21 protein-coding genes and 1 tRNA gene are annotated in these 21,160 nt (G+C 65.3%); 5 read left to right on the forward strand and 17 right to left on the reverse strand.

Annotated features, from left to right (window positions below; genetic code table 11):
* Positions 1-184: 184 nt before the first annotated feature.
* The 5 genes from HNR60_RS02605 to yajC form a co-directional block, all read right to left on the reverse strand.
* Positions 185-1,051, reverse strand: coding sequence for a phytoene/squalene synthase family protein (locus tag HNR60_RS02605; protein WP_184253988.1), 867 nt, complete (start codon positions 1,049-1,051; stop codon positions 185-187).
* Positions 1,048-1,434, reverse strand: coding sequence for an Mth938-like domain-containing protein (locus HNR60_RS02610; protein ID WP_184253990.1), 387 nt, complete (start codon positions 1,432-1,434; stop codon positions 1,048-1,050). The genes HNR60_RS02605 and HNR60_RS02610 overlap by 4 nt, the downstream gene beginning before the upstream one ends.
* Positions 1,434-2,438 carry a protein translocase subunit SecF gene (gene secF, locus HNR60_RS02615; RefSeq protein ID WP_184253992.1) on the reverse strand — a complete coding sequence of 335 codons (1,005 nt, stop codon included), beginning with the start codon at positions 2,436-2,438 and terminating at the stop codon, positions 1,434-1,436. Before secF ends, HNR60_RS02610 begins: the two co-directional genes overlap by 1 nt.
* A 16-nt stretch (positions 2,439-2,454) precedes the next feature.
* Positions 2,455-4,059, reverse strand: coding sequence for a protein translocase subunit SecD (secD, locus tag HNR60_RS02620; protein ID WP_184253994.1), 1,605 nt, complete (start codon positions 4,057-4,059; stop codon positions 2,455-2,457).
* Positions 4,060-4,132: 73 nt separating this feature from the next.
* Positions 4,133-4,561, reverse strand: coding sequence for a preprotein translocase subunit YajC (gene yajC / locus HNR60_RS02625; protein ID WP_184253996.1), 429 nt, complete (start codon positions 4,559-4,561; stop codon positions 4,133-4,135).
* Between the two features lie 177 nt (positions 4,562-4,738).
* Between yajC and HNR60_RS02630 the strand changes: the two genes are divergently transcribed.
* From HNR60_RS02630 to HNR60_RS02640, 3 genes are all read left to right on the forward strand, one after another.
* Positions 4,739-5,710, forward strand: a complete 972-nt coding sequence (locus HNR60_RS02630) for an ATP-binding protein (RefSeq protein WP_184253998.1) — start codon at positions 4,739-4,741, stop codon at positions 5,708-5,710.
* 94 nt (positions 5,711-5,804) lie between these two features.
* On the forward strand, positions 5,805-6,035 hold the full coding sequence (locus tag HNR60_RS02635; RefSeq protein ID WP_184254000.1) for an amino acid transporter: 231 nt from the start codon (positions 5,805-5,807) through the stop codon (positions 6,033-6,035).
* Complete coding sequence (locus HNR60_RS02640) at positions 6,032-6,319, forward strand: hypothetical protein (RefSeq protein WP_184254002.1); 288 nt, start codon at positions 6,032-6,034, stop codon at positions 6,317-6,319. Before HNR60_RS02635 ends, HNR60_RS02640 begins: the two co-directional genes overlap by 4 nt.
* A 32-nt stretch (positions 6,320-6,351) precedes the next feature.
* Here the strand turns inward: HNR60_RS02640 and HNR60_RS02645 are convergent, their stop codons facing one another.
* The 4 genes from HNR60_RS02645 to HNR60_RS02660 all read right to left on the reverse strand — a co-directional run bounded on the left by HNR60_RS02645 (position 6,352) and on the right by HNR60_RS02660 (position 11,330).
* Positions 6,352-7,257 (reverse strand): hydroxymethylglutaryl-CoA lyase, encoded by a 906-nt coding sequence (locus HNR60_RS02645; RefSeq protein ID WP_184254004.1) that lies wholly within the window; start codon positions 7,255-7,257, stop codon positions 6,352-6,354.
* Between the two features lie 7 nt (positions 7,258-7,264).
* The gene (locus HNR60_RS02650) at positions 7,265-9,268 is read right to left on the reverse strand and encodes an acetyl/propionyl/methylcrotonyl-CoA carboxylase subunit alpha (RefSeq protein ID WP_184254006.1); all 2,004 of its coding nucleotides are present in this window, start codon (positions 9,266-9,268) and stop codon (positions 7,265-7,267) included.
* 2 nt (positions 9,269-9,270) lie between these two features.
* Positions 9,271-10,875: a carboxyl transferase domain-containing protein gene (locus tag HNR60_RS02655; protein ID WP_184254008.1), complete on the reverse strand. Its 1,605-nt coding sequence runs from the start codon at positions 10,873-10,875 to the stop codon at positions 9,271-9,273.
* A 149-nt stretch (positions 10,876-11,024) separates the two neighbouring features.
* Complete coding sequence (locus HNR60_RS02660; protein ID WP_184254010.1) at positions 11,025-11,330, reverse strand: ETC complex I subunit; 306 nt, start codon at positions 11,328-11,330, stop codon at positions 11,025-11,027.
* Positions 11,331-11,546: 216 nt separating this feature from the next.
* Between HNR60_RS02660 and HNR60_RS02665 the strand changes: the two genes are divergently transcribed.
* Positions 11,547-12,782: an OpgC domain-containing protein gene (locus tag HNR60_RS02665; RefSeq protein ID WP_184254012.1), complete on the forward strand. Its 1,236-nt coding sequence runs from the start codon at positions 11,547-11,549 to the stop codon at positions 12,780-12,782.
* 162 nt (positions 12,783-12,944) lie between these two features.
* Here HNR60_RS02665 and HNR60_RS02670 read toward each other — a convergent pair whose 3' ends face one another.
* The 7 genes from HNR60_RS02670 to HNR60_RS02700 form a co-directional block, all read right to left on the reverse strand.
* Entirely contained in the window at positions 12,945-14,393 is a 1,449-nt protein-coding gene (locus HNR60_RS02670; protein WP_184254014.1) for a tryptophanase, read from the reverse strand.
* Between the two features lie 360 nt (positions 14,394-14,753).
* Complete coding sequence (locus HNR60_RS02675) at positions 14,754-16,484, reverse strand: outer membrane beta-barrel protein (protein WP_184254016.1); 1,731 nt, start codon at positions 16,482-16,484, stop codon at positions 14,754-14,756.
* Between the two features lie 127 nt (positions 16,485-16,611).
* On the reverse strand, positions 16,612-17,226 hold the full coding sequence (locus HNR60_RS02680) for a CAP domain-containing protein (protein ID WP_184254017.1): 615 nt from the start codon (positions 17,224-17,226) through the stop codon (positions 16,612-16,614).
* Between the two features lie 73 nt (positions 17,227-17,299).
* Positions 17,300-17,376 (reverse strand) — tRNA-Pro (locus tag HNR60_RS02685).
* Positions 17,377-17,431: 55 nt separating this feature from the next.
* Positions 17,432-17,848: a DUF192 domain-containing protein gene (locus tag HNR60_RS02690; RefSeq protein WP_246432792.1), complete on the reverse strand. Its 417-nt coding sequence runs from the start codon at positions 17,846-17,848 to the stop codon at positions 17,432-17,434.
* Between the two features lie 226 nt (positions 17,849-18,074).
* Positions 18,075-18,737, reverse strand: a complete 663-nt coding sequence (locus HNR60_RS02695; RefSeq protein ID WP_184254021.1) for a cold-shock protein — start codon at positions 18,735-18,737, stop codon at positions 18,075-18,077.
* 197 nt (positions 18,738-18,934) lie between these two features.
* Complete coding sequence (locus tag HNR60_RS02700) at positions 18,935-19,696, reverse strand: SIR2 family NAD-dependent protein deacylase (protein WP_184254023.1); 762 nt, start codon at positions 19,694-19,696, stop codon at positions 18,935-18,937.
* A 301-nt stretch (positions 19,697-19,997) separates the two neighbouring features.
* Between HNR60_RS02700 and HNR60_RS02705 the strand changes: the two genes are divergently transcribed.
* Positions 19,998-20,447 carry a VOC family protein gene (locus HNR60_RS02705; protein ID WP_184254025.1) on the forward strand — a complete coding sequence of 150 codons (450 nt, stop codon included), beginning with the start codon at positions 19,998-20,000 and terminating at the stop codon, positions 20,445-20,447.
* A gap of 404 nt (positions 20,448-20,851) precedes the next feature.
* Here the strand turns inward: HNR60_RS02705 and HNR60_RS02710 are convergent, their stop codons facing one another.
* On the reverse strand, positions 20,852-21,109 hold the full coding sequence (locus HNR60_RS02710) for a PilZ domain-containing protein (protein WP_184254027.1): 258 nt from the start codon (positions 21,107-21,109) through the stop codon (positions 20,852-20,854).
* Between the last annotated feature and the right edge of the window lie 51 nt (positions 21,110-21,160).

The raw sequence follows: 21,160 nt of genomic DNA on the forward strand, positions 1-21,160 counted from the left end.
CAGAAGAGTTCATCGTGCCCCGGATGCAGTGCAGCGCGCTGCCCCGGCGATGCGAAGCATCGTCCGGTGCGGCGTGATGCACTGCTAAGCCGGGGCCATTACGAAACGCGGCGTCCGTAACGGTCCCGGTTCTGCGAAGCGGCACTTCGTGCCGCATCGCGCCCGGGACACAGGCACCGGGTAATCAGCCCCGGAACACCCGCGACCGGCTCGCCCGCCACAGCGTCCACAGCGTCGCCAGCCGGGTGCGCGGCTGCGGCTGCAGCGGATCCCACTCCGGGCGCGCCATCTGCGCCAGATCGCGTTTCGCCAGCGCCAGCGGCAGGAGCGCCGGCCGGATTTCGCGCGGCGCCTCGGACAAAAGCGTCAGCGCCTGATCGAGATGCGTCCTCGCCTCGCCAACCAATTGATCCAGCGCGGCGCGCAGCTCAGGCGTCACCTTGCCCGCGAAGGCGTCTTCCGGATCGGCGCCGGATTGCGCCAAAAACTCCGCCGGCACGAACAGCTGGCGCCGCGCGGCGTCGCGCGGAAATGTCCCGAGCAGCCGCGCCGCGCCGATCGCGAGGCCGGCATGATGTGCCAAATGATCGACGGCGTCGGAGATTGGACCGAGCAGCCGCGCCGCCTGCGCCAGCAGGGCCGACGAGGTTTCTGCGAGATAGAGCTCGAGCGCGGCACGGTCCGGCATCGGGTCGTTGTAGAGATCGAAGATATGCGCCTCGATCAGCCGCGACAGCGGCGCCACCGGCAGCGCGTAACGGCTGATCGCGCGCTGCAGCTCGGCGGCGACCGGATTGCCCTCGACGCCGCCATGGCCGACGCCCGCCAGCATGTCGGTCCACCATTGCAAGCGGATTTCGCCGGGTAAAGGCTGGCTGACCTGGCCGCGCACCCGCACGATCTCGACGTTGAAAGCGTAGAGGGCCAGCGCCGCGCGGCGATGCGCGGGGTCGAGGAACAGCGTCGCGGCGTAGCGGTCGAAATCATGGCTGCGCACCAACTCGGCGCAGAACGCCGCGTTGCCCTCGTCGGCCGTCGCGGCCGTGCTCATGCCACCGCGATCAGCGCCGCGGCGACCCGCCGACGCTCGCCGATCATGATGTTGTAGGTCCGGATCGCGGGTCCGGTCTGCATCGGGTCGAGCACGATGCCGATCCGGCGCATCGCGTTGCGCAAGCCGGCCGACGGCTGCCAGACCTGGGTGGCGGTGCCGATGATCAGCGTGTCGATGGCGCCTGCGTTGTCGATCACCCGCCGCAGCGAAACTTCGTCGATCTGCGCTGGGTCGGTGACCGGCCAGGCCCAGATCGCGTCCGGCAGGCAGAGCAGCGAGCCCTGGTGCGACATCTCGGCGAAATAGAACCCGCCCTTGCCGTAGGAGTCGATCGGCGCCGATCTTGGAAGATGCAGGCTGTCCGTCGGGTGCTCCCCCATCAGGGCTTCGACGCCGGCTCCTTGGCGTCGTGCCGGTTCATGCCGACGCCAAGATAGATCAGGATCGGGGCCGCGATGAAGATCGAGGTGTAGGTGCCGACCAGCACCACGCCGAACATCATCACCGCGGTGAAGGAGTGGATGGCGTGACCGCCGAACAACAGCAGCGCCAACAGCGCCAGCGTCACCGTGACGTGGGTGATGATCGAGCGCGACAGCGTCGAATTGATCGATTCGTTGAGCAGCTGCGGCATCGGCATCTTCTTGTAGCGCCGCAGCATTTCGCGAATTCGGTCGTAGATCACCACGGTGTCATTCAACGAATAGCCGAGAATCGTCAACAGCGCCGCGATCGAGGTGAGATCGAAGTCGACCTGGGTGATCGACATGAAGCCGATCGTCAGCACGATGTCGTGGACGTTGGCGATCATCGCGCCGAGCGCGAACTGCCATTCGAAGCGGAACCAGAGATAGATCAGGATCGAGAAGATCGCCAGCATCAGCCCGAGCATGCCGTAGGCCAGCAACTCACTGGACACCCGCGGGCCGACCACTTCGACGCGGCGATATTCGACATTGTCGCCGAGTGCGGTGCGAACCTTCTGCACCGCGTCCTGCTGTGCGGCGTCGCCGCCGGGCTGTTCGGCGACCCGGATCAGCACGTCGGCGGGACCGCCGAACTGCTGCAGCTGCACGTCACCGAGGCCGAGCGCGCTCAGCGTCGCGCGCATCGCCGGGATATCGGCGGCGCCGGTCTTGGCCTGCACTTCGAGCAGCGTACCGCCCTTGAAGTCGATGCCGAAGTTCAAGCCGTGGGTGAAGAACAGCGTGATGGCGACGATCGACAACAGCGCCGAGATCGGAAAGCTGATCCGGCGAAATTGGGTGAAGTCGAAATGGGTGTCGTCCGGGACGATGCGCAGCGACGGCAGCCAGCCCATGATGCTGACAAATGTCAGCACCGCGATCACGGCGCCAAGCCCAATCAAGATCCAGTGTGTCACAGCGAGCTCCGTAATCTCAAATCGGCACGCTGTGCGGCCGTTTCCACCGCACCCACGCTGCGACGATCAGCCGGGTCAGCGTGAAGGCGGTGAACACCGTGGTGAGGATGCCGATGCCGAGCGTGACGGCGAAGCCGCGCACCGGTCCGGTGCCGATGTAGAACAGCACCGCCGCGGCGATGAAGGTGGTGATGTTGGAATCCAGGATGGTCGACAGCGCGCGCTTGAAGCCGGCGTCGATCGCCGAGATCGCGGTGCGGCCGCCGCGGAGTTCCTCGCGGATGCGCTCGTAGATCAGCACGTTGGAGTCGACCGCGATGCCGACGGTGAGCACGATGCCGGCGATGCCGGGCAACGTCAGCGTGGCGTTGAGCAGCGACAGGATCCCGAAGATCATCGCCACGTTGATCGCCACCGCGATGTTGGCGAACACGCCGAACAGCCGGTAGGTCAGCAGCATGAACACGATGACGAGGATCGAGCCCACATAGGCGGCGAGTTCGCCCTTCTCGATCGAGTCCTGGCCGAGGCCGGGGCCGACGGTGCGCTCCTCGATGATGGTCAGCGGCGCCGGCAGCGCACCGGCGCGCAGCAGGATGGCGAGGTCGTTGGCCTGCTGCACGGTGAAGCTGCCGGAGATCTGCCCGGAGCCGCCGGTGATCGGCTCGCGGATCACCGGGGCCGAGATCACCTCATTGTCGAGCACGATGGCGAACGGCTGACCGACATTGTCGGTGGTGGCTTGGGAGAATTTACGCGCACCTGACGTGTTGAAGCGGAACGAGACGATCGGCTCGCCGGAGCGCTGGTCGAAGCCCGGCTGCGCGTCGGTGAGATCGCCGCCCGACACCAGCACCTGCTTCTTGATCACATAGGGCTGTTTCGGCTCCTGCGCGCCCAGCAACAGGTCGGAATCCGGCGGTACGCCGCCGCCCTGCCGCACCTGATCGGCCGGCACGGTGGGATCGACCATGCGGAAATCCAGCTTGGCGGTCTTGCCCAAAAGTTCCTTCAGCCGGGTCGGGTCCTGCAGGCCGGGCACCTGCACCAGAATGCGGTCGATGCCCTGGCGCTGGATCAAGGGTTCGACGGTGCCGAGTTCGTTGACGCGGCGTTCGACGATCTGGATCGACTGTTCGACCGACTGCCGGATCCGCTCCGTGATCGCCGCCTGGGTCACCGAAAGCCGAATCAATCCGGAGCCGGCGTCGGAAACCTCGAGGTTGCGCTGGCCGCTCTGCCCCATCAGGCCGCCGAGCGGTTGCGACAGCTCACGCAACTTTGTCAGCGCGGTCGCGACGTCGGTGTCCTTGGAGATCCGCACTTCGACGGCATCGTTGCGCACAGCGAGGCCGGTGTAGGGGATCTTGGCGTCACGCAGGGTGCGGCGGGCGTCGTCGCGAACCTGGTCGAGCTTGTCCTTGCGGACCGAGTTGGAATCGACCTCGAGCAGGATGTGCGAGCCGCCCTGCAGGTCGAGCCCCAGAACCAGATGGCGCTGCGCCCATTTCGGCCAGGTCTTGACGGTGGCTTCCGGGAAGAAGTTCGGAACCGCGCACAGGCAGACCGCCAGCGCGGTCAGAATGATCGCCAGCGCCTTCCACCGCGTGAAATACAACATCGATTGACCTGTCAGACCATGGAAAGGGGCGCGCCGCGGCTGCGGAACGCCGTCACCGCCTTAAAGCGGCAGGTTACTTGGTGGCCGAATCGTCCTTGGATTCCGTCACGTCCTTGTTGTCCTGGACTTCCTTGGGCTGCGGCTTGCCGCCCTTGGCTTCCTTGACGTCCTTCTCCTTCAGCGGCTCGCCCTTGGCGCGTACGCCGGTGATCATCTGGCGCATCTGGCGGACGCGGACGCCGTCGGCGACCTCGAATTCCAGACTGTCGTCGTCGATCACCTTGGTCACCTTGCCGACCAGACCGCCCGAGGTGATGATGGTGTCGCCGCGGCGGATGTTCTTCACCAGCTCGGCGTGCTCCTTCACCTTCTTCTGCTGCGGCCGCAGGATCAGGAAGTACATGATGACAAAGATCAGCGCGAACGGCAGCAGCGACATCAACATGCTGCCGGTGTCGCCAGCCGAGCCGGCAGCCTGAGCAAACGCAGGAGTAATCAGCATCACAATCCCCGTGAAATGGAACGAGCCGGCGCTGGGCTTGCAAGCCGGCCGGTCCAGGCAAATTCGCGCGGACTATAGCGGCCGCGGTCCCAATTGCAACGCTGCCCAGCCGTTCATTTCGGGCGCTTGCCGGGCCTGATCCGGCCCGATATGGCTGCAGCGTCAGGAAGGGCTCAGATGGCAAAAAAACCCGGAAAAACCCCGGCGCGCGCCGCCAAAACCCGCGTCGCCGCGAAATCCCGCAAAGCCGCGACAAAACGTCCGAAGCCGGCCGTCGATACCGCGGAGCAGCGGATCGCCCGGGCGCTGGAGGCGATCGCCGCGAGTCTCGCGGCGTCCGCGCCGAAGCCCCAGGACCAGGCCGAGCCGCTGGCCGCGGCCGAAGCCTTCATCTGGCATCCCGAGGGCCGGCTGGCGCCGGTGCCGCGGGTGTCGCGGGTCGATCTCGAGCTGTTGCAGGGCATCGACCGGATGCGCGACATCCTGATCGAGAACACCGAGCGATTCGCCGCCGGCCTGCCCGCCAACAACGCGCTGTTGTGGGGCGCGCGCGGCATGGGCAAGTCGAGCCTGGTCAAGGCGGCGCATGCCAGCGTCAACGCCAAGCCTGACGTCGCCGGCAATTTGAAGCTGATCGAAATCCACCGCGAGGACATCGAAAGCCTGCCGGCCTTGATGACGATTCTGCGCGCCTCGACATTCCACTTCATCGTGTTCTGCGACGATCTATCGTTCGACGGCGACGACGCCTCCTACAAATCGCTCAAGGCGGTGCTGGAAGGCGGCATCGAAGGCCGTCCCGACAATGTGATCCTGTACGCCACCTCGAACCGCCGCCATCTCCTGGCACGCGAGATGGTGGAGAACGAGCGCTCCACCGCGATCAATCCGGGCGAAGCCGTCGAAGAGAAAGTCTCGCTGTCGGACCGCTTCGGGTTGTGGCTCGGTTTCCACAAATGCAGCCAGGACGAATTTCTGGCGATGGTGCGCGGCTATTGCACGCATTTCGGCATCAGCCTCGACGACGCCGAACTGCAGCGCGAGGCGCTGGAATGGGCGACCACCCGCGGCTCGCGCTCCGGCCGCGTCGCCTGGCAGTTCACCCAGGATCTGGCGGGACGATTGGGCGTGCGGACGGCGGCGAAGTAGCCGCCACTCAGCGCGTTAGTTCGTCTCAGGGCGGCTACTCGACAGTTCGCCAGTTGCTCCGGCATAGTGAGTTCCTCCGGACCGGGGAACTTGCATGAACAAGACCTCCCATAACGAGCGCCGCAAGCTCACCGCCACTTTCGTGAACACGATTGGGGCAGCAGTGTTCTCGGTCGGCGGGCTCGGCCCAATCGTCAGCTACGCAACCGGGCTGCCGACCATCTTGAACCTGGATCAGGTGATCTTGCTGGCAGCGGTTTGCTTCCTCATCGGCCTGGGACTACATTTGGGTGGCAGGATGCTGTTGGGAGGTCTGATCGAATGACTTTCTCCGTCGTTCTCGTCATTCTCGCCATGATGACGGCGGCTTGTGTCGCGCTGCTCGTCTACGCCAGGATCATCGACCCTACGCCGGAGATCAAATCCGGCGACATCCGCAATGACCAAGCGGCTGCCAGGACCGCCGCATCAGCCGCAAGCGAACTTGCGCCGTCAGCCGGCTACCGGGTTAGCCCTGCAATGGCGGCAGAGCTGAAGGGCACGGCGGATGACCTGCGCAAAGCAATAGAGACCTTAACTCGGAGCATCGAGCGCACCGGGAGCAAGTAGAATTCAATGGACGGGCTGTGGGAGACGCTTACCTACGATGTCCGCCGCTGCTTCGCGCTGATCGCCGCCGCCACCCGGCTCGGCGGCGCACGCCCGAGCAGCGCGCCGACCGCGTTGCTGGCGGTGACCAGCTTGTCCAGATCGACGCCGGTCGCCACACCCAGGCCCTCCAGCAGATACACCACGTCCTCGGTGGCGACATTGCCGGTGGCGCCGGGCGCGTAGGGGCAGCCGCCGAGCCCGCCGGCGGCCGAATCGATCACCCGCGCGCCCTCCTCCAGCCCGGCATAGAGATTGGCCAGCGCCTGGCCGTAAGTGTCGTGGAAATGCATCGCCAGACTTTGCATCGGCACCGCCTCGGCGCAGGCGCGCAGCAATTCGCGCACCTTCTTGGGCGTGCCGACGCCAATGGTGTCGCCGAGCGAGACTTCGGTGCAGCCGAGGTCCCACAGCGTGGTGGCGACGTCGACCACGGCTTGCGGATCGACCGCGCCGTCATAGGGGCAGCCGAGCACGCAGGAGACATAGCCGCGGACCTTGATGCCGTCGGCCTGCGCGCGCTCGATCACCGGCTTGAAGCGTTCGATCGAGTCCGCCACCGAACAATTGATGTTGGCGCGTGAAAATCCCTCCGAGGCCGAGGCGAACACCGCGATCACCTTCGCGCCGGCGGCGCGCGCCGCCTCGTAGCCCTTTTCATTGGGCACCAGTACGTGGAATTCGCCGGCCAGATGCTGCACGCCACGCAGCACCTCCGCCGAGCCCTGCATCTGCGGGATAGCCTTGGGCGACACGAAGGCACCGACCTCGATGGTGGTGAGCCCGGCGCCGAGCAGCGACTCAATGAAGCCGACGCGGGCCTCGACGCTGATCGGGGTGTTCTCGTTCTGCAGCCCGTCACGCGGACCGACTTCGACGATGCGAACTTGGTCGCTCATGGCAGCCTCAAATCGGCGTCGGCTCGATCTCGGCGAGTTCGACGCCTTCCTGGACGATATCGCCGACTTTGCATTTCAGATGGGTCAAGACGCCCGCGAACGGCGCGCGCAGCGTCTGCTCCATCTTCATCACTTCCAGCGTGAGGATCGCCGCGCCCTTCTCCAACGTCGCGCCCTCCTCCGCCAGCAGCGCAACCACGGTGCCGGGCAGCGGCGCCACGATGCGGTCCTCGCCGACATGCTCGTCGTCGTCGCCGCCGAACGGATCGATCCAGTGCAGATCGAAGCGGCCGCTGCGGCTGCGCAGATAAAGTTCGTGGCCTACGATCACCGCGACGACCGCGCTGCGGGCGCCGTCGAGCGTCAGGTCGATGCCACCGTCGTCTCGCGTGGCGGTGCTGAAGGCAAACGTCCGGCCGTCGATGTCGAGTTGCGCCGGCCCGCTGCCGTAGCGCAGCGTGACGCGATGCTCGGCCGCACCATGACGAAACGCGAACGTCCGCGCGCGCAGGCCGACCGGCATCCAGCCCGCAGTACGCCACGGCGACGGCGCCTCATGCTGCGCGACCTTGGCTTCCTCGACCAGGATCGCCGCGACCGCGGCGCACAGCTCGAGATCGCCAGGTTCGGTAGCGGGCGGCGTCAAGCGCGCCAATTCGCGCCCGATGAAGCCGGTGTCGATCGCATTGGCGCGGACGTCGGGATGGGTCAGCAGCGCCGACAAGAATTGCGTGTTGGTGACGATGCCGCGGATATCGGTGTCGTCGAGCCCGCGCGTCAGCCGGTCGATCGCGGCGTCGCGGCTCGGTGCCCAGGCGATCACTTTGGCCAGCATCGCGTCGTAATAGGGCGACACCTGATCGCCCTGCCGATAGCCGGCATCGATCCGCAAACCGTTGCTCTCTGGCGGCGTGCGCCAGGTCCTGATAGTCCCGACCGAGGGCATGAAATTCTGCTGCGGATTTTCCGCATAGACCCGCGCCTCGATGGCGTGACCATTGAGTTTGATTTGATCCTGCGTGCGCGGCAGCTGCTCGCCGAACGCGACGCGAAGCTGCCATTCGACAAGGTCGATGCCGGTGATCAACTCAGTGACCGGATGCTCGACCTGCAGCCGCGTGTTCATCTCGATGAAGAACACGTCGTGGCCGTCGGAGACGAATTCGATGGTGCCGGCGCCGACATAGTTCACCGCCCCCGCCGCCTTGCGCGCCGCGGCGCAGACCGTTTCGCGCTGCGCCGGGTTCAGCGTCGGCGACGGCGCCTCCTCGATCACCTTCTGGTGTCGACGCTGCAGCGTGCATTCGCGCTCGAACAGCGACACCAGATTGCCGTGGGAATCGCCGACGATCTGCACCTCGATGTGCCGCGGGTTGGTGACGAATTTCTCGATCAGCATGCGGTCGTCGCCGAACGCAGCTTTCGCCTCACGTTTGGCGCTGACGATCGCAGCGCTGAGTTCATTTGCGGTGTGCACCACCCGCATGCCGCGACCGCCGCCGCCCGCCGAGGCTTTCACCAACACCGGAAAGCCGATCTTGTCCGCAGCCTGCGCCAGCGTCGCTTCGTCTTGCGCTTCGCCGTGGAAGCCCGGCACCAATGGCACGCCGGCCTTCTCCATCAATTCTTTGGAGCCCGACTTCGACCCCATCGCGGTGATCATCGCCGCGGTGGGACCAACGAACACCAGTCCGGCATCGGCGCAGGCCTGTGCGAACTCGGCGCTCTCCGACAGGAAACCATAGCCGGGGTGGATCGCTTCGGCGCCGCTCTGCCTCGCTGCGGCAATCACCCGTTCGATGTTCAGATAAGAATCCCGCGCGGGCGGGGCACCAATCAGCACCGCCTCGTCGGCTTCCGCGACATGCAATGCATCGCGATCGGCTTCGGAATACACCGCGACGGTGCGCAGCCCCATGGCGCGCGCGGTGCGAATGACGCGGCAGGCGATCTCGCCGCGGTTGGCGATCAACAGCGTGCGAAAACGGCGATACAGCGCGGGCGTTGCCATCGTCACATCCTGAACAGGCCGAAGGTGGTGGGCGGAATCGGCGCATTCGCCGACGCCGACAACCCAAGCCCCAACACCAGCCGCGTATCGGCAGGATCGATCACGCCGTCGTCCCACAGCCGCGCCGTGGCGTAGTATGGGCTTCCTTGGGTCTCGAACTGCGCCTTGGTCGGCGCCCGAAACGCCTCTTCCTCCTCGGCCGACCAAGTACCACCTTTGGCCTCGATATTGTCGCGCCGCAGTTGGCTCAGCACCATCGCAGCCTGATCGCCGCCCATCACCGAGATCCGGGCGTTCGGCCACATCCACAGAAACCGCGGCGAATAGGCCCGGCCGCACATGCCGTAATTGCCGGCGCCGTAGGAGCCGCCGATCACGATCGTGAATTTCGGCACATTGGCGGTGGCGACTGCCGTCACCAGCTTGGCGCCGTCGCGGGCGATGCCGCCGGCTTCGTATTTCTTGCCGACCATGAAGCCGGTGATGTTCTGCAGGAACACCAAGGGAATGCCGCGCTGGCAGCACAGCTCGATGAAATGCGCGCCCTTCAGCGAACTCTCGCTGAACAGAATGCCGTTATTAGCAATGATGCCGACCGGAAAGCCCCAGATATGCGCGAAGCCGCACACCAGGGTCTGGCCGTACAGCTTCTTGAACTCGTCGAACTCCGAGCCGTCGACCACGCGCGCAATGATGTCGCGGATATCGAACGGTTTTCGCGCATCGGCGGGGACAATTCCGTAAAGCTGCTCGGCCGGATACAGGGGCTCGCGCGGCTCGTGCAGATTCAACGCGGCGCGCTGCGCGGGCTTCAGCGTGCCGATAATCTTGCGGGCGATGCCGATGGCGTGGGCGTCGTTCTGCGCGTAGTGGTCGGTAACGCCGGATTGCCGGGAATGCACGTCGGCGCCGCCGAGTTCTTCCGCGGTGACAACTTCGCCGGTGGCGGCCTTTACCAAAGGCGGACCGCCGAGAAAGATCGTGCCCTGATTGCGCACGATGATGCACTCGTCCGACATCGCCGGCACATAGGCGCCGCCGGCGGTGCAGGAGCCCATCACGATCGCGATCTGCGGAATCCCCAAAGCCGACATCTGCGCCTGGTTGTAGAAGATCCGGCCGAAATGCCGCTCGTCGGGAAAGATCTCGTCCTGCTGCGGCAGGAAGGCGCCGCCGGAATCCACCATGTAGATGCACGGCAGATTATTTTGGCGGGCGATGTCCTGCGCGCGCAGATGTTTCTTCACCGTCATCGGATAGTAGGTGCCGCCCTTGATGGTGGCGTCGTTGGCGACGATCATGCATTCGCGCCCGGCGACCCGGCCGACCCCGGTGACGATCGAGGCGGAATGCACATCGCCGCCATAGAGGCCGTGCGCGGCGAGCGGCGACAATTCGAGGAACGCGGTGCCGGGGTCACACAACAGATCGACGCGCTGCCGCGCCAGCATTTTGCCGCGCGACGTGTGCTTGGCGCGCGAGGCTTCGCCGCCACCGCCGGCGACCTCGCCGAGCTTGTCGTGCAGTTCGGCGACTAGCGCGCGCATCGCCGCGACGTTGCGGCCAAAATCCGAAGAAGCGGAATCGACGGAAGAGCGGAGCGGCATGCGTTTCCAAAGCACTTGTTGTTACGCCGCCCTCTGTCGGGGCGGCTGATCATGGTGTCACCGCGCGGCGGCGCAATGCAACCTCAATTGCGTGGCGCGCCGCAGCGTCGCGGCGCGCGGATTGTACCGAAGGCCGGGCGAGCGGCCGTTCAGTGCGTCCAGGGCATGTCGCGGCGGAAGGCGAAATTGTCCGAATAGGCGGCGCGGCGCCGCGCCGGCGGCTTCGGCTCGATCACCTGGTAGGGAATGCCCTCGCGTTCGCAATAGGCGATGGCGTCTTCGCGGGTGTGAAAGTGCAGGGTCAGCTGCTGGCGGGTATCGCCGGAACTGGTCCAGCCCATCAGGGGCTCGATCACCCGCGGCTGTTCCGGCTCGTAGTCGAGCTGCCATTCCTTGGTCTTGGCGAGTCCGGATTGCATCGCGTTCTTGGCAGGCTTGTAAATGCGTGCGGTCATGGGTTGATACGGCCTGTTGGGCTGCGGCATTGCGCCTATTTGGTGAAAACCCCGGGTCTAGTGTACCGTGATCCGTTACGAGTTGGATTTTTCTGATTCCGTCTTCGGACGGTGTGGTTTTTCAGTTTCGGTATATTCGGTCTGGTTCGTCGTGACAATCGCGGCCAGGGTCCGGGCTCGCAACCTCGTACGAACGCTACAGCACGAACGGCTTTCATGGAAATCCGCGCCACCCTCCCCCCCAAAGGACGCGACCTGCGGCTCGACCTGTTTCGCGGCGTGGCCAATTGGGCGATCTTTCTCGATCACATTCCCGACAATGTGGTGAACTGGATCACCACGCGGAATTACGGCTTCAGCGACGCCGCCGACCTGTTCGTGTTCATCTCCGGCTATACGGCGTCGTTCGTCTACGCCAAGATGATGCTGGAGCGCGGCTTTCTGGTCGGCGCCACAAGGCTGATGAAGCGGGTCTGGCAGCTTTACGTCGCCCACGTGATCCTGTTCGTGATCTACATCGCGGCGATCGGCTACGTCGCGCAGCGCTATAACGACCCCGACATCATCAACGAGTTCAACGTCGCGGGCCTGGTCGACAACCCGATCCAGACGCTGACCCAGGGCCTATTGCTGAAATTCAAGCCGCTCAATCTCGACGTGCTGCCGCTCTATATCGTGCTGATGGGGTTCTTCCCGCCGGTGCTGTGGCTGATGCTGCGGCGGCCCAATCTGACCATGCTGGCTTCACTCGCGCTGTATTTCGCCGCGCGGTATTTCGGCTGGAACCTGGCGGCCTATCCGGTCGGCAGCTGGTATTTCAATCCGTACACTTGGCAACTGCTGTTCGTGTTCGGCGCCTGGTTCGCGCTCGGCGGCGCCACCGGCTCACGCCGGATCATCAACTCGCCGATCACGCTGTACTTCTGCATCGCCTATCTGATCTTCGCGCTGGTGATGACGATGGCGGGGCGGTTTCCGGAGTTCGGCGCGCTGTTTCCGACCTGGCTGTATGCCGCCTTCAATCCCAACGACAAGACCTTCCTGGCGCCCTACCGGGTGCTGCACTTCGTGGTGCTGGCGTTCATGGTGGTGCGGTTCGTGCCGAAGGAATGGCCGGGGCTGGAATGGCCGATCTTCCGGCCGCTGATCAAATGCGGCCAGCAATCCTTGGCGGTGTTCTGCGTCGGCGTGTTCCTGTCGTTCGTCGCGCACTTCGAACTGATGATGAGCTCCGGCTCGCTGCTGGCGCAGATCTTCGTCAGCGTCACCGGGCTGGCGATCCTGTGCTTCGTGGCCTACTACATCGGCTGGTCGAAAAAGCAGGACAAGCCGCTGCCGCGCCCGGCCCCGGCGGCCGCCGAACCGGCGGCCGAAAAGGCGGCGGAGGCTTCGCCCACGACACAGGCGACGGCGCCCGCCTCCGGCAATTCCATATCGGCCGACCGCTCCTGATCGCGGACCAGAAGAACGACCGGCAATAGAAGAAAACGCGTCATTGCGAGCCGAGGTCGGCGCGCAGCGCCGACCGACAGCGAAGCAATCCAGGGGCATCGCGTGGTGCCCTGGATTGCTTCGTCGCAAGGGCTCCTCGCAACGACGGACTTGGACGCCTGATTACAGGCTGTCGCCCAGGTCCTCGCGGAATTTCGCGACCAGCTTGTCCTGCCAGTCCGACACCGGCTTCAACAGGCCGTAGAAGAACCGCAGCACTTCGGGCTCCTCGATGAACGACAGCCCGCCGATCAGCCGGCGGTTGTCGTACAGCCAGGCCAGGCGGTCGACGGCGTATTTGACCTGCGACAGCGTGAACACCCGCCGCGGCATCGCCAGCCGGACCAGCTCCATATTGGCGAAGATCTCGCTGCCGTCGGGCTCGCGCTGCTCCGACAGCGTGCCGCGCTCCATGCCGCGAATGCCCGAGGCGATGTACAGCGCCGAGGCCAAGGCGCCGGCGGGGTATTGCGCCTGTGGAATGTGGTCGACGAAGCGCTTGGCGTCGATGTGGCAGCCGAGCCCGCCGGCCGGCGTGATCAGCGGCACGCCGCGCTCCTGCAACTGATCGACCATGTAGGCGATGAATTGCGGCCCCTGGTTGATCATCTCCTCGTCCATGGTCTCTTCGAGACCGACGGTGAGCGCTTCCATCTCGCGCACCGACATGCCGCCATAGGTGAGAAACCCTTCGAACAGCGGCACCAAAGGCCGCATCCTCTGGTAGATGCCCTGGTCGCGGATGCAGATGCCGCCGCCGCGGGCGCAGCCGAGCTTGCGCGCCGAGAAATAGATCACATCGCAGAGGTCCGCGGTGCGCCGGGTGATCTCGCGGATCGAGAGCGCCTTGCAGTGCTCCTCGCGCACCTTGTTGAAGTACAGGTTGTCGGCGAGCAGGCTGGCGTCCAGCACCAACAGAACGCCGTTCTCCTTGCAGACGTTGCTGACGTCGGCGAGGTTTTGCAGCGAGAACGGCTGGCCGCCGATCAGGTTGGTGCCGGATTCCATCCGCACGAAAGCGATGTTGTCGGCGCCGCGGGCCTTGATCAGCGCGCGCAGCTTGCCGATGTCCATGTTGCCCTTGAACGGGTTGACGCTGACCACCTCGAGCCCGGCGTCGGTCACCAGTTCCTCGACCGCGCCGCCCTGCAGCGTGATATGCGCCTTGGTGGTGGTGAAGTGATAGTTCATCGGCACCACCTTGCCGGGCGAAACGAACGCCTTGGCGAGAATGTGCTCGCAGGCGCGGCCCTGATGCGCCGGCAGGAAATAGTGCATGCCGAACAGGTCGCGCAGCTTGTTTTCCAGCCGGGTGTAGGTGGCGCTGCCGGCGTAGGAATCGTCGGCGACCATCATCGCGGCCTGCTGCTGATCGCTCATGGCGTTGACGCCGGAGTCGGTCAGCATGTCGAGAAACACGTCGGCATTCTTCAACAGGAAGGTGTTGTTGCCGGCCTCGGTGATCTTCTCCAGGCGGCGCTCGACCGGCGGCAGGCAGAGCTTCTGGACGATCCGTACCTTGTGCATTTCCAGCGGCACGGTCTCGTTGCCGTAAAACTTCACTGTCGCCATATCTGTCTCCTCGACCCGCACGACTGTGCGCGCAGGCGCCTGCCTGTTGCCAATTTCGGATGTGGGGAAAGGCGGTGGCGTTGTCGTCGGTGACCGTGCGGTGGCCGCACGGCTCACCCCGCCTGCACGTCGCAGGCTGCAAAGCCTTGGTCGCTCGGCTTTCCTCTCAAACGCGAAGGCCAACACATATCGAGCGGCCGAACGATCTCAATTGCGTTGAATCAAACCCATCCGCGCGACACCGCGTGGGCCGCGCAGGCGCCTGCGAGTTGGACGCAGGAGCTTCGCCGCAGCTAAGCGCAGCGATGCCGCGGTCGGACGGGTGACGCGCGAGGCTGCCGGCCCCGCGCGCCTTCCTCGTCAGTTGGCGGCGGCGACGCCCCAATCGAGCTTGTAGTTCACGCCCATCTTCACGACGTGAAACGCCTGGTCGATATCGGCGCGCGGCAGGCCGAGCGCGGCGTTCACCGGGAAGGTGATGCTCTGGGTGCCGAAGTCGCTGTAGTCGTATTCCAGCTTCGCCGACCAGGCGTGATTGACGGCGTATTCGAGGCCGGCGCCGACGGTCCAGCCGAGCCGCGTGCTACGCACGCTGTCGCGACAGCAGCCAGCGCCGTTGGACGTGAAGATGCTGCTGGTGTCGAGCACGTGGTCGGTGACCGCAAAGGCGCCGCCCGCCTTGACGTAGAGCAGGCTGCGCTCAACCGCGTAGCCGACCCGGCCGGCGACGCTGCCGAGCGCCTCGGTGTGCGCCTCCGCCTGGCCGCCGCCGAGCCCGGAATAGATCGTGTGCGAGCCCTTGAGATCGGCAAACGCCACATCGGCCTCGACGCCGAACACCGTCCGGCCGGTCTGGAAATTATAGCCGATCTGCCCACCGCCAAGCCCGCCGGCCATCGGCGTCGACTTGCCGAAGCCGCCGACGTTGAGGCCGCGCGGCGTCCCCGGCGGAAAGTCCGGCGGTCCAGGATTGACCAGCGAGGTGGTCGAGCCGATTGAATCGGACCAATGCTTCGGACCGAAGCCGGCGCCGAGCTGGCCGCCGACATAGACGCCGGTCCAATTCACCGCCAGCGGCGGCGCCTTGGTGGCGAACCCGACGGCGGCCGACGGCGGCGTGGTGTCGCCCCACTTGTAGGACGATTGCAGGAACATGCCGTAGCGCTCGGCGGTGAAGGTGGTGCGCTGGGTGGTGGCGTCGGGCGCCCCCGGCAGGAATTGGAAGCGCGCCCCGACGTCGTTGCTCTTGAACGTCCAGTAGCGGCCGCCGAGCCCGACGCTCCAGCCGTCGGTGACCGCATAGGTCAGCACCGACTCGATCTGCGCGCCATTGCCGTTATCGCCGATCTCGTCGATCCGCAGGTTGCGCAGCACGTGGTCGTCGACGCCGCGGAACGAGACATAGGGCAGATAGGCCGCGTCGACGCTCAGCTTCAGCCGCTCGGACAGCGCGAATTCGCCCGACAGACCGACCCGCAGCGACTGCCAATGGTTGGATTCCGTGATCGCGCGCGTATTGACGCCGCAGCCGTTGACGAACTGATTGGCCGCCTGCTGCACGCAGTCGTAGGCGTTCTCCTGGGTGAAGAAATGATTATAGCCGACGAACGCGCCGAGCTTGGCGCCGGGCGCGGTGATGAAACTGTAGCCGAGGTCGGCGGTGGCGTAAGACAGGTTGCCGTCGCGCAACGTGCTGAGCGTGTTGGAGTAGCCGGTGCCGCCCATCGCCGACGGATCGAAGTCTTCGTCGTTCATCTTGCCGTGGCTGCCCATCGAGCCGAGCCCGGCGTTGAATTTCACGAAGAAGCCGGTCGTGTGATCCACCCGACCGAACAGTTCGCCGGAATGCCCGGTGAGATCGTCGTAGATCAACCGCGACACCGCCGTCGACGCGCTCGGCGTGTTGCTCGTGCCGAACAGGTCCTTTTGCACCTTGCCGGACGAGTACCACCAGCGCGCGCCGAGTTCGGTCTGCCAGGCCGACAGCTCGATCGGCGGCATCACCGCCTTGATCGGCAGATCCGCCGCGATCGCCGACGACGCGCCGAGCAGCAGCGCCGCCCCGCTCGAAACCAAAATTCTGAATGTCATGACGAGCCCCCGAACGTCATTGCCTCGATGCATCGGCATGGCAGTCCGAATCTGCAGCTGTCAATTAGGCGTTCTTCGAGCGCGTGGCGGCACCACAGGCGCGCAGAACGGAGTCACGCGGCGCCGCTTACAGGCAAAGACCGAGAAGTTTCATGTGGCAGGCATCGCGCGGCGCGTGCTGCGGAGTCGGCTTCGGCGCGGCCTTGCCGGCGGATTTTGCGCCGGGTTTTGCCGCCGATTTCGCCGCAGCCTTCTTGGCCGGTCGCTGCGGCGCGGCTTTTTCGTAGCCGCCGGCAATCACCATCGCCCAATAGGTTCGTCGGGTCGCGGCGCTGCGTGCGCTGGCGACCCCGACCCGGGATGCGCCCGGCATCAGCAGGTTCTTCAGATGCCCCGGCGAATTGATCCACTGGGTCAGCGTCTTCGGAAAACCGTCATTGCCGTAAGCGACATTCTCCGCGGCCTGGCCGGCGTGGGCGGGCGCCACGCGGCTGACGAACGGGCCGAGCACCTCGTGGCTGAGCACATCTTTGGCCGCCATCGCCTCTGCCTGGTCATGGGCGATTTGCGTGAGCTTGGAGTCCAGCGTCACCCGCCCCTGCCCGTGCGCCAGCCGGAACGTGGAGATCATCTCGGCGGGCGCCGCAGGCGCCGGCTGGGCCGGTGCCGCGGCGGGCTGTGCGAAAGCCGCAGCCGGCATCAACAGCGCCAGCGCGAGCCCGATCGACCAAGCCAGTTTCATCGCCCCTCCGCGCCATCGCCTCTCGAGCCGCGAACCAAAGCGCGGACGTTCCGGCCGAGTCTTTTGATTGGAATGGTCGGGGCACACGGATTCGAACCGTGGACCTGCAGTACCCAAAACTGCCGCGCTACCAGGCTGCGCTATACCCCGAGCTCTGCGAAGCGTTGTCGTTACACGCTTGCGGCGAAACCGGCAAGCTGGGGTTTCAGCGACCGTTGAACAACGGATGCGCCACCCGGTCGCCCGGCGCGATGCCGTATTTCCTGGCGGTGCCGGCGATCACCTCCAGCACGCCCTTGGCGGGCGGCCCCGAGGCGATGATGGCGAGCGATTGCGGCACGGTGTTCTCGGCGATCCGCGAAATCCGCCCGTCGGCGCGGATGAAGATCATGTCGAGCGGGATGAAGGTGTTCTTCATCCACATCGACACCGGCTGCTCCGGCGAGAAGTCGAACAGCATGCCGCGGCCGTCGGCGAGTTCCTTGCGATACATCAGCCCGGTGGTCTTCTCCTGCTCGGTGGTGGCGACCTCGACGGCAAACACCTGGACACCGGATTTGGTGACGATCTCCAGCGTCTGTATCTCCGCGGCGGAGGCCGCGGCGCCGAGCCACAGCGACATCGCCAGCACCGCCGCGCCGCGCGCCACCAGGCCGCGCAGCTTCGATCCCATTCCCTGCTCACTCATGCGCAACGCCCGCTTGTCTGGTTGGCTCAGGACTCGCGTCCCATCGTTGCGCCGACGCTAGCAGATCGGCGGGCGCGCGCGGCAGCGCATTTTCCGCAGCGGCGCCCGCCGCGGGCGCATGGAGCTGCGAACGCGGCGCAATTGTCATGGATGCGAGCGTTTAGTGCGAGGACAATCCGGGCGCGCCGCCCTCGGGCTGGATCTCGGCGGCCATCATGCCCTTGGAACCCGGCCCGAACCGCACCAGCACATATTGGCCGGGGCGCAATTCGGTCATGCCGAAGCGGCGCAGCGTCTCCATGTGGACGAAAATGTCCGGCGTGCCCTCGCCGCAAGTCAGGAAGCCGAAGCCGCGCAGCCGGTTGAACCATTTGACCTGCGCGCGCTCCAATCCACTGGTCGGCGTGACGTTGACATGGGTGCGCGGCGGCAGCATCTGCGCCGGGTGGATCGCGGTCGACTCGTCCATCGAGACCACGCGGAACGCTTGATAGCCTTTGGCGCGCTGCACGCATTCGCAGATGATGCGGGCGCCCTCATAGGCGGTCTGGTAGCCGTCGCGGCGCAGCACGGTGACGTGCAGCAGCACGTCGGGGGCGCCATTGTCCGGCACGATGAAGCCGTAGCCCTTTGATGCGTCGAACCATTTGATGACGCCGCTGATCTCGACGAGATTCGCCGAATCGCCCAGCGCGCCGATCGGGTCCAGCGTGTGGTCGCGATCGAGGTCGGAGGAAAAATCTCCCGGGCCGCGCTTCACGGTACCCGCCCCGCTTGCCAGCGACGCGCCTGGCCTTTTGGACTCAAAACCGTCCGACCCCATGACCCCGGACCCCACATCATCTTCTACAGCGCGTCATCGGTGCGACAACGGCGGTTCGCGGGTTCCCACGTCAAAACGACCTGCAGCCCACGCGAATCTTCTGATTCGAAGATAACATTCTGCCGTGCCCGGCAAAGACAAAAAACAGCGCGTTAGGGAACTATGAACATCTTGCTGATTGGCGAATCATCCGCGCATCAGTTTCCCACAAACGGACCCAGTATTTCTCCTATGTCGTAGCGGATCACCAGATCGGCGGTTTGGTCCTGATCGGTCGGCTCGTTGTTGATGATCACCAGCTTGGCGCCGCTCTGCTTCGCCAGCAGCGGAAATCCCGCCGCCGGCCACACCACCAGCGACGAGCCGATCGCGAGTAGCAGGTCGCAGTTCTGCGCCAGCTCGGCGGCGCGCTGCATCGCTTCCTCCGGCATCGGCTGACCGAACGAGATCGTCGCGGTCTTCACCGGCTCGTCGCACACGGTACAGACCGGCGCGTGATGGGTGCGCTCCCAGCAGGCCTTGACCCATTCCAGTTCGTGGCGTCGGCCGCAGCCGATGCAGCGCGCATAAGTGGTGTTGCCGTGCAGTTCGATCACGTCCTGCTCGGCGAAGCCGGAGGCCTGGTGCAGGTTGTCGATGTTCTGAGTCAACACTGCTGGAATTTTGCCGGCGCGGTACAGCGCAGCCAGCGCGCGGTGGCCGCGCGACGGCCGCGCCGCGCCGAACGTCGGCTGCATCGCGAAGCGCCGCCGCCAGGCTTCGTCGCGGGCGTCCTGTCGCGCCACGAAGGCGTCGTAGGGGATCGGCTGGTTGCGGCTCCACAGCCCGCCGGGGGATCGGAAATCCGGGATGCCGCTTTCGGTGGAAATGCCGGCGCCGGTGAACGGCACGATGACCGATGCTTCCGCGATCATGTCACCGAGCTGCTCGACACCGCTGCGAAGATCGGTTGCGATCATGACTCAAAACCCGCTCATGGCTTGAGGCTTCGCAGGTTGCGCCGCGCGCGGCAAGGCCTACCAAAGCCCCGTCCTCGGGTGCACGGGGATGTGAATTGCGCCGCGGCGCCGCCGCGCTATCTTGAGCGTGCAGACCATGACATGACCCGTCCCGATCGACCCAAAGAGCCCCGTTCCCTCCAAGGCGGGGCTCTTTTCGTTGCAGCGTGCACGACGCGCGCCGCGGGCCGGCGCTTCGCAGGCTTGCCCGGCGACGGGTTTTCGCCGACAACTCCGGCGTCATCCGCAACGGAGCAACCCCATGCGTTATCTGCACACCATGCTGCGCGTCCGCAATCTCGACGCCGCGCTGAAATTCTACAGCGATGCGCTCGGCCTCAAGGAGGTTCGGCGGATCGACAACGACAAGGGCAAGTTCAGTCTGGTGTTTCTCTGCGCGCCCGAGGACGAAGGTCTGTTGGCGCAAAGCGCGGGCCGCGGCGCGCCGCTGGTCGAACTGACCTACAATTGGGATGAGGAAAAATACGGCGAAGATCGCTTCTTCGGCCACCTCGCCTATGAGGTCGACGACATCTACGCCACCTGCGATCGGCTGATGAAGCTCGGCATCACCATCAACCGTCCGCCGCGCGACGGCCAGATGGCGTTCGTGCGCTCGCCCGATCTGCATTCGATCGAACTGCTGCAGAAGGGCGATGCGTTGCCGCCGCAGGAGCCGTGGGCCTCGATGCCGAACACCGGGCATTGGTGAGCGCAGCGATATATCGCTCGCGGTGAGCTGAAACGCGCTACCTGCTGCGGCTCGCCGACGTTCTCCCTGCGCGCGCCCAACTACACACTTTGCGCGCGCGCATTCGCAGCCGCGGAAATCCGTTTCATACGCGGAACCCGGCGGGGGTCGTGGCGTTCTCCCACCGACGCTGATTTGTATGGGAGGCTGACGATGGGACGCGGACTTTTGCTTTGGCTGATTGGTGTGCCGATTCCGGTCATCATTCTGCTGTGGCTGTTCCTGGGCCGCTAGGCTCGCGCCACGGCTGCACCACATAGCTACGACAGGAGGCCTCGCACCGCGGCGTCTCCTGTTTTGCGTTGAGGCTTCGTCTTGAGTGACGCGTGACGTACGTGAGCGCACGAAACTTCGCCGTGACTTCGTTACGGCGTGAATTTGACCCCGAAGGTGCTGCCGCGTCGCCACACCACTTCGCAGTTACGGCCTTGGCGCGCGTCGCGCGAGAACGCCAGCCGCAACTTCGCATTCAGCGCCTGCGGCGAATCCAAAGTGATCTTGGCCCCCGAAGCGGACAGATCGAGCACCACGCAGCGACGCGCCGCGAAGCCGCCTTCCAGCGTGATCCATCCGGTCTCGTGCACCGCTTTGCGGCTGTCCCGCTTCCTGTTGCTCGTCGCCATCGCCAAGCCTCCAAATCGATGCAAGTTTTAGCGGGCGGGCCTTGAGGAATG

Origin of the sequence: Rhodopseudomonas rhenobacensis (assembly GCF_014203125.1) — a bacterium.
Taxonomy (GTDB): Bacteria; Pseudomonadota; Alphaproteobacteria; order Rhizobiales; family Xanthobacteraceae; genus Rhodopseudomonas_A; species Rhodopseudomonas_A rhenobacensis.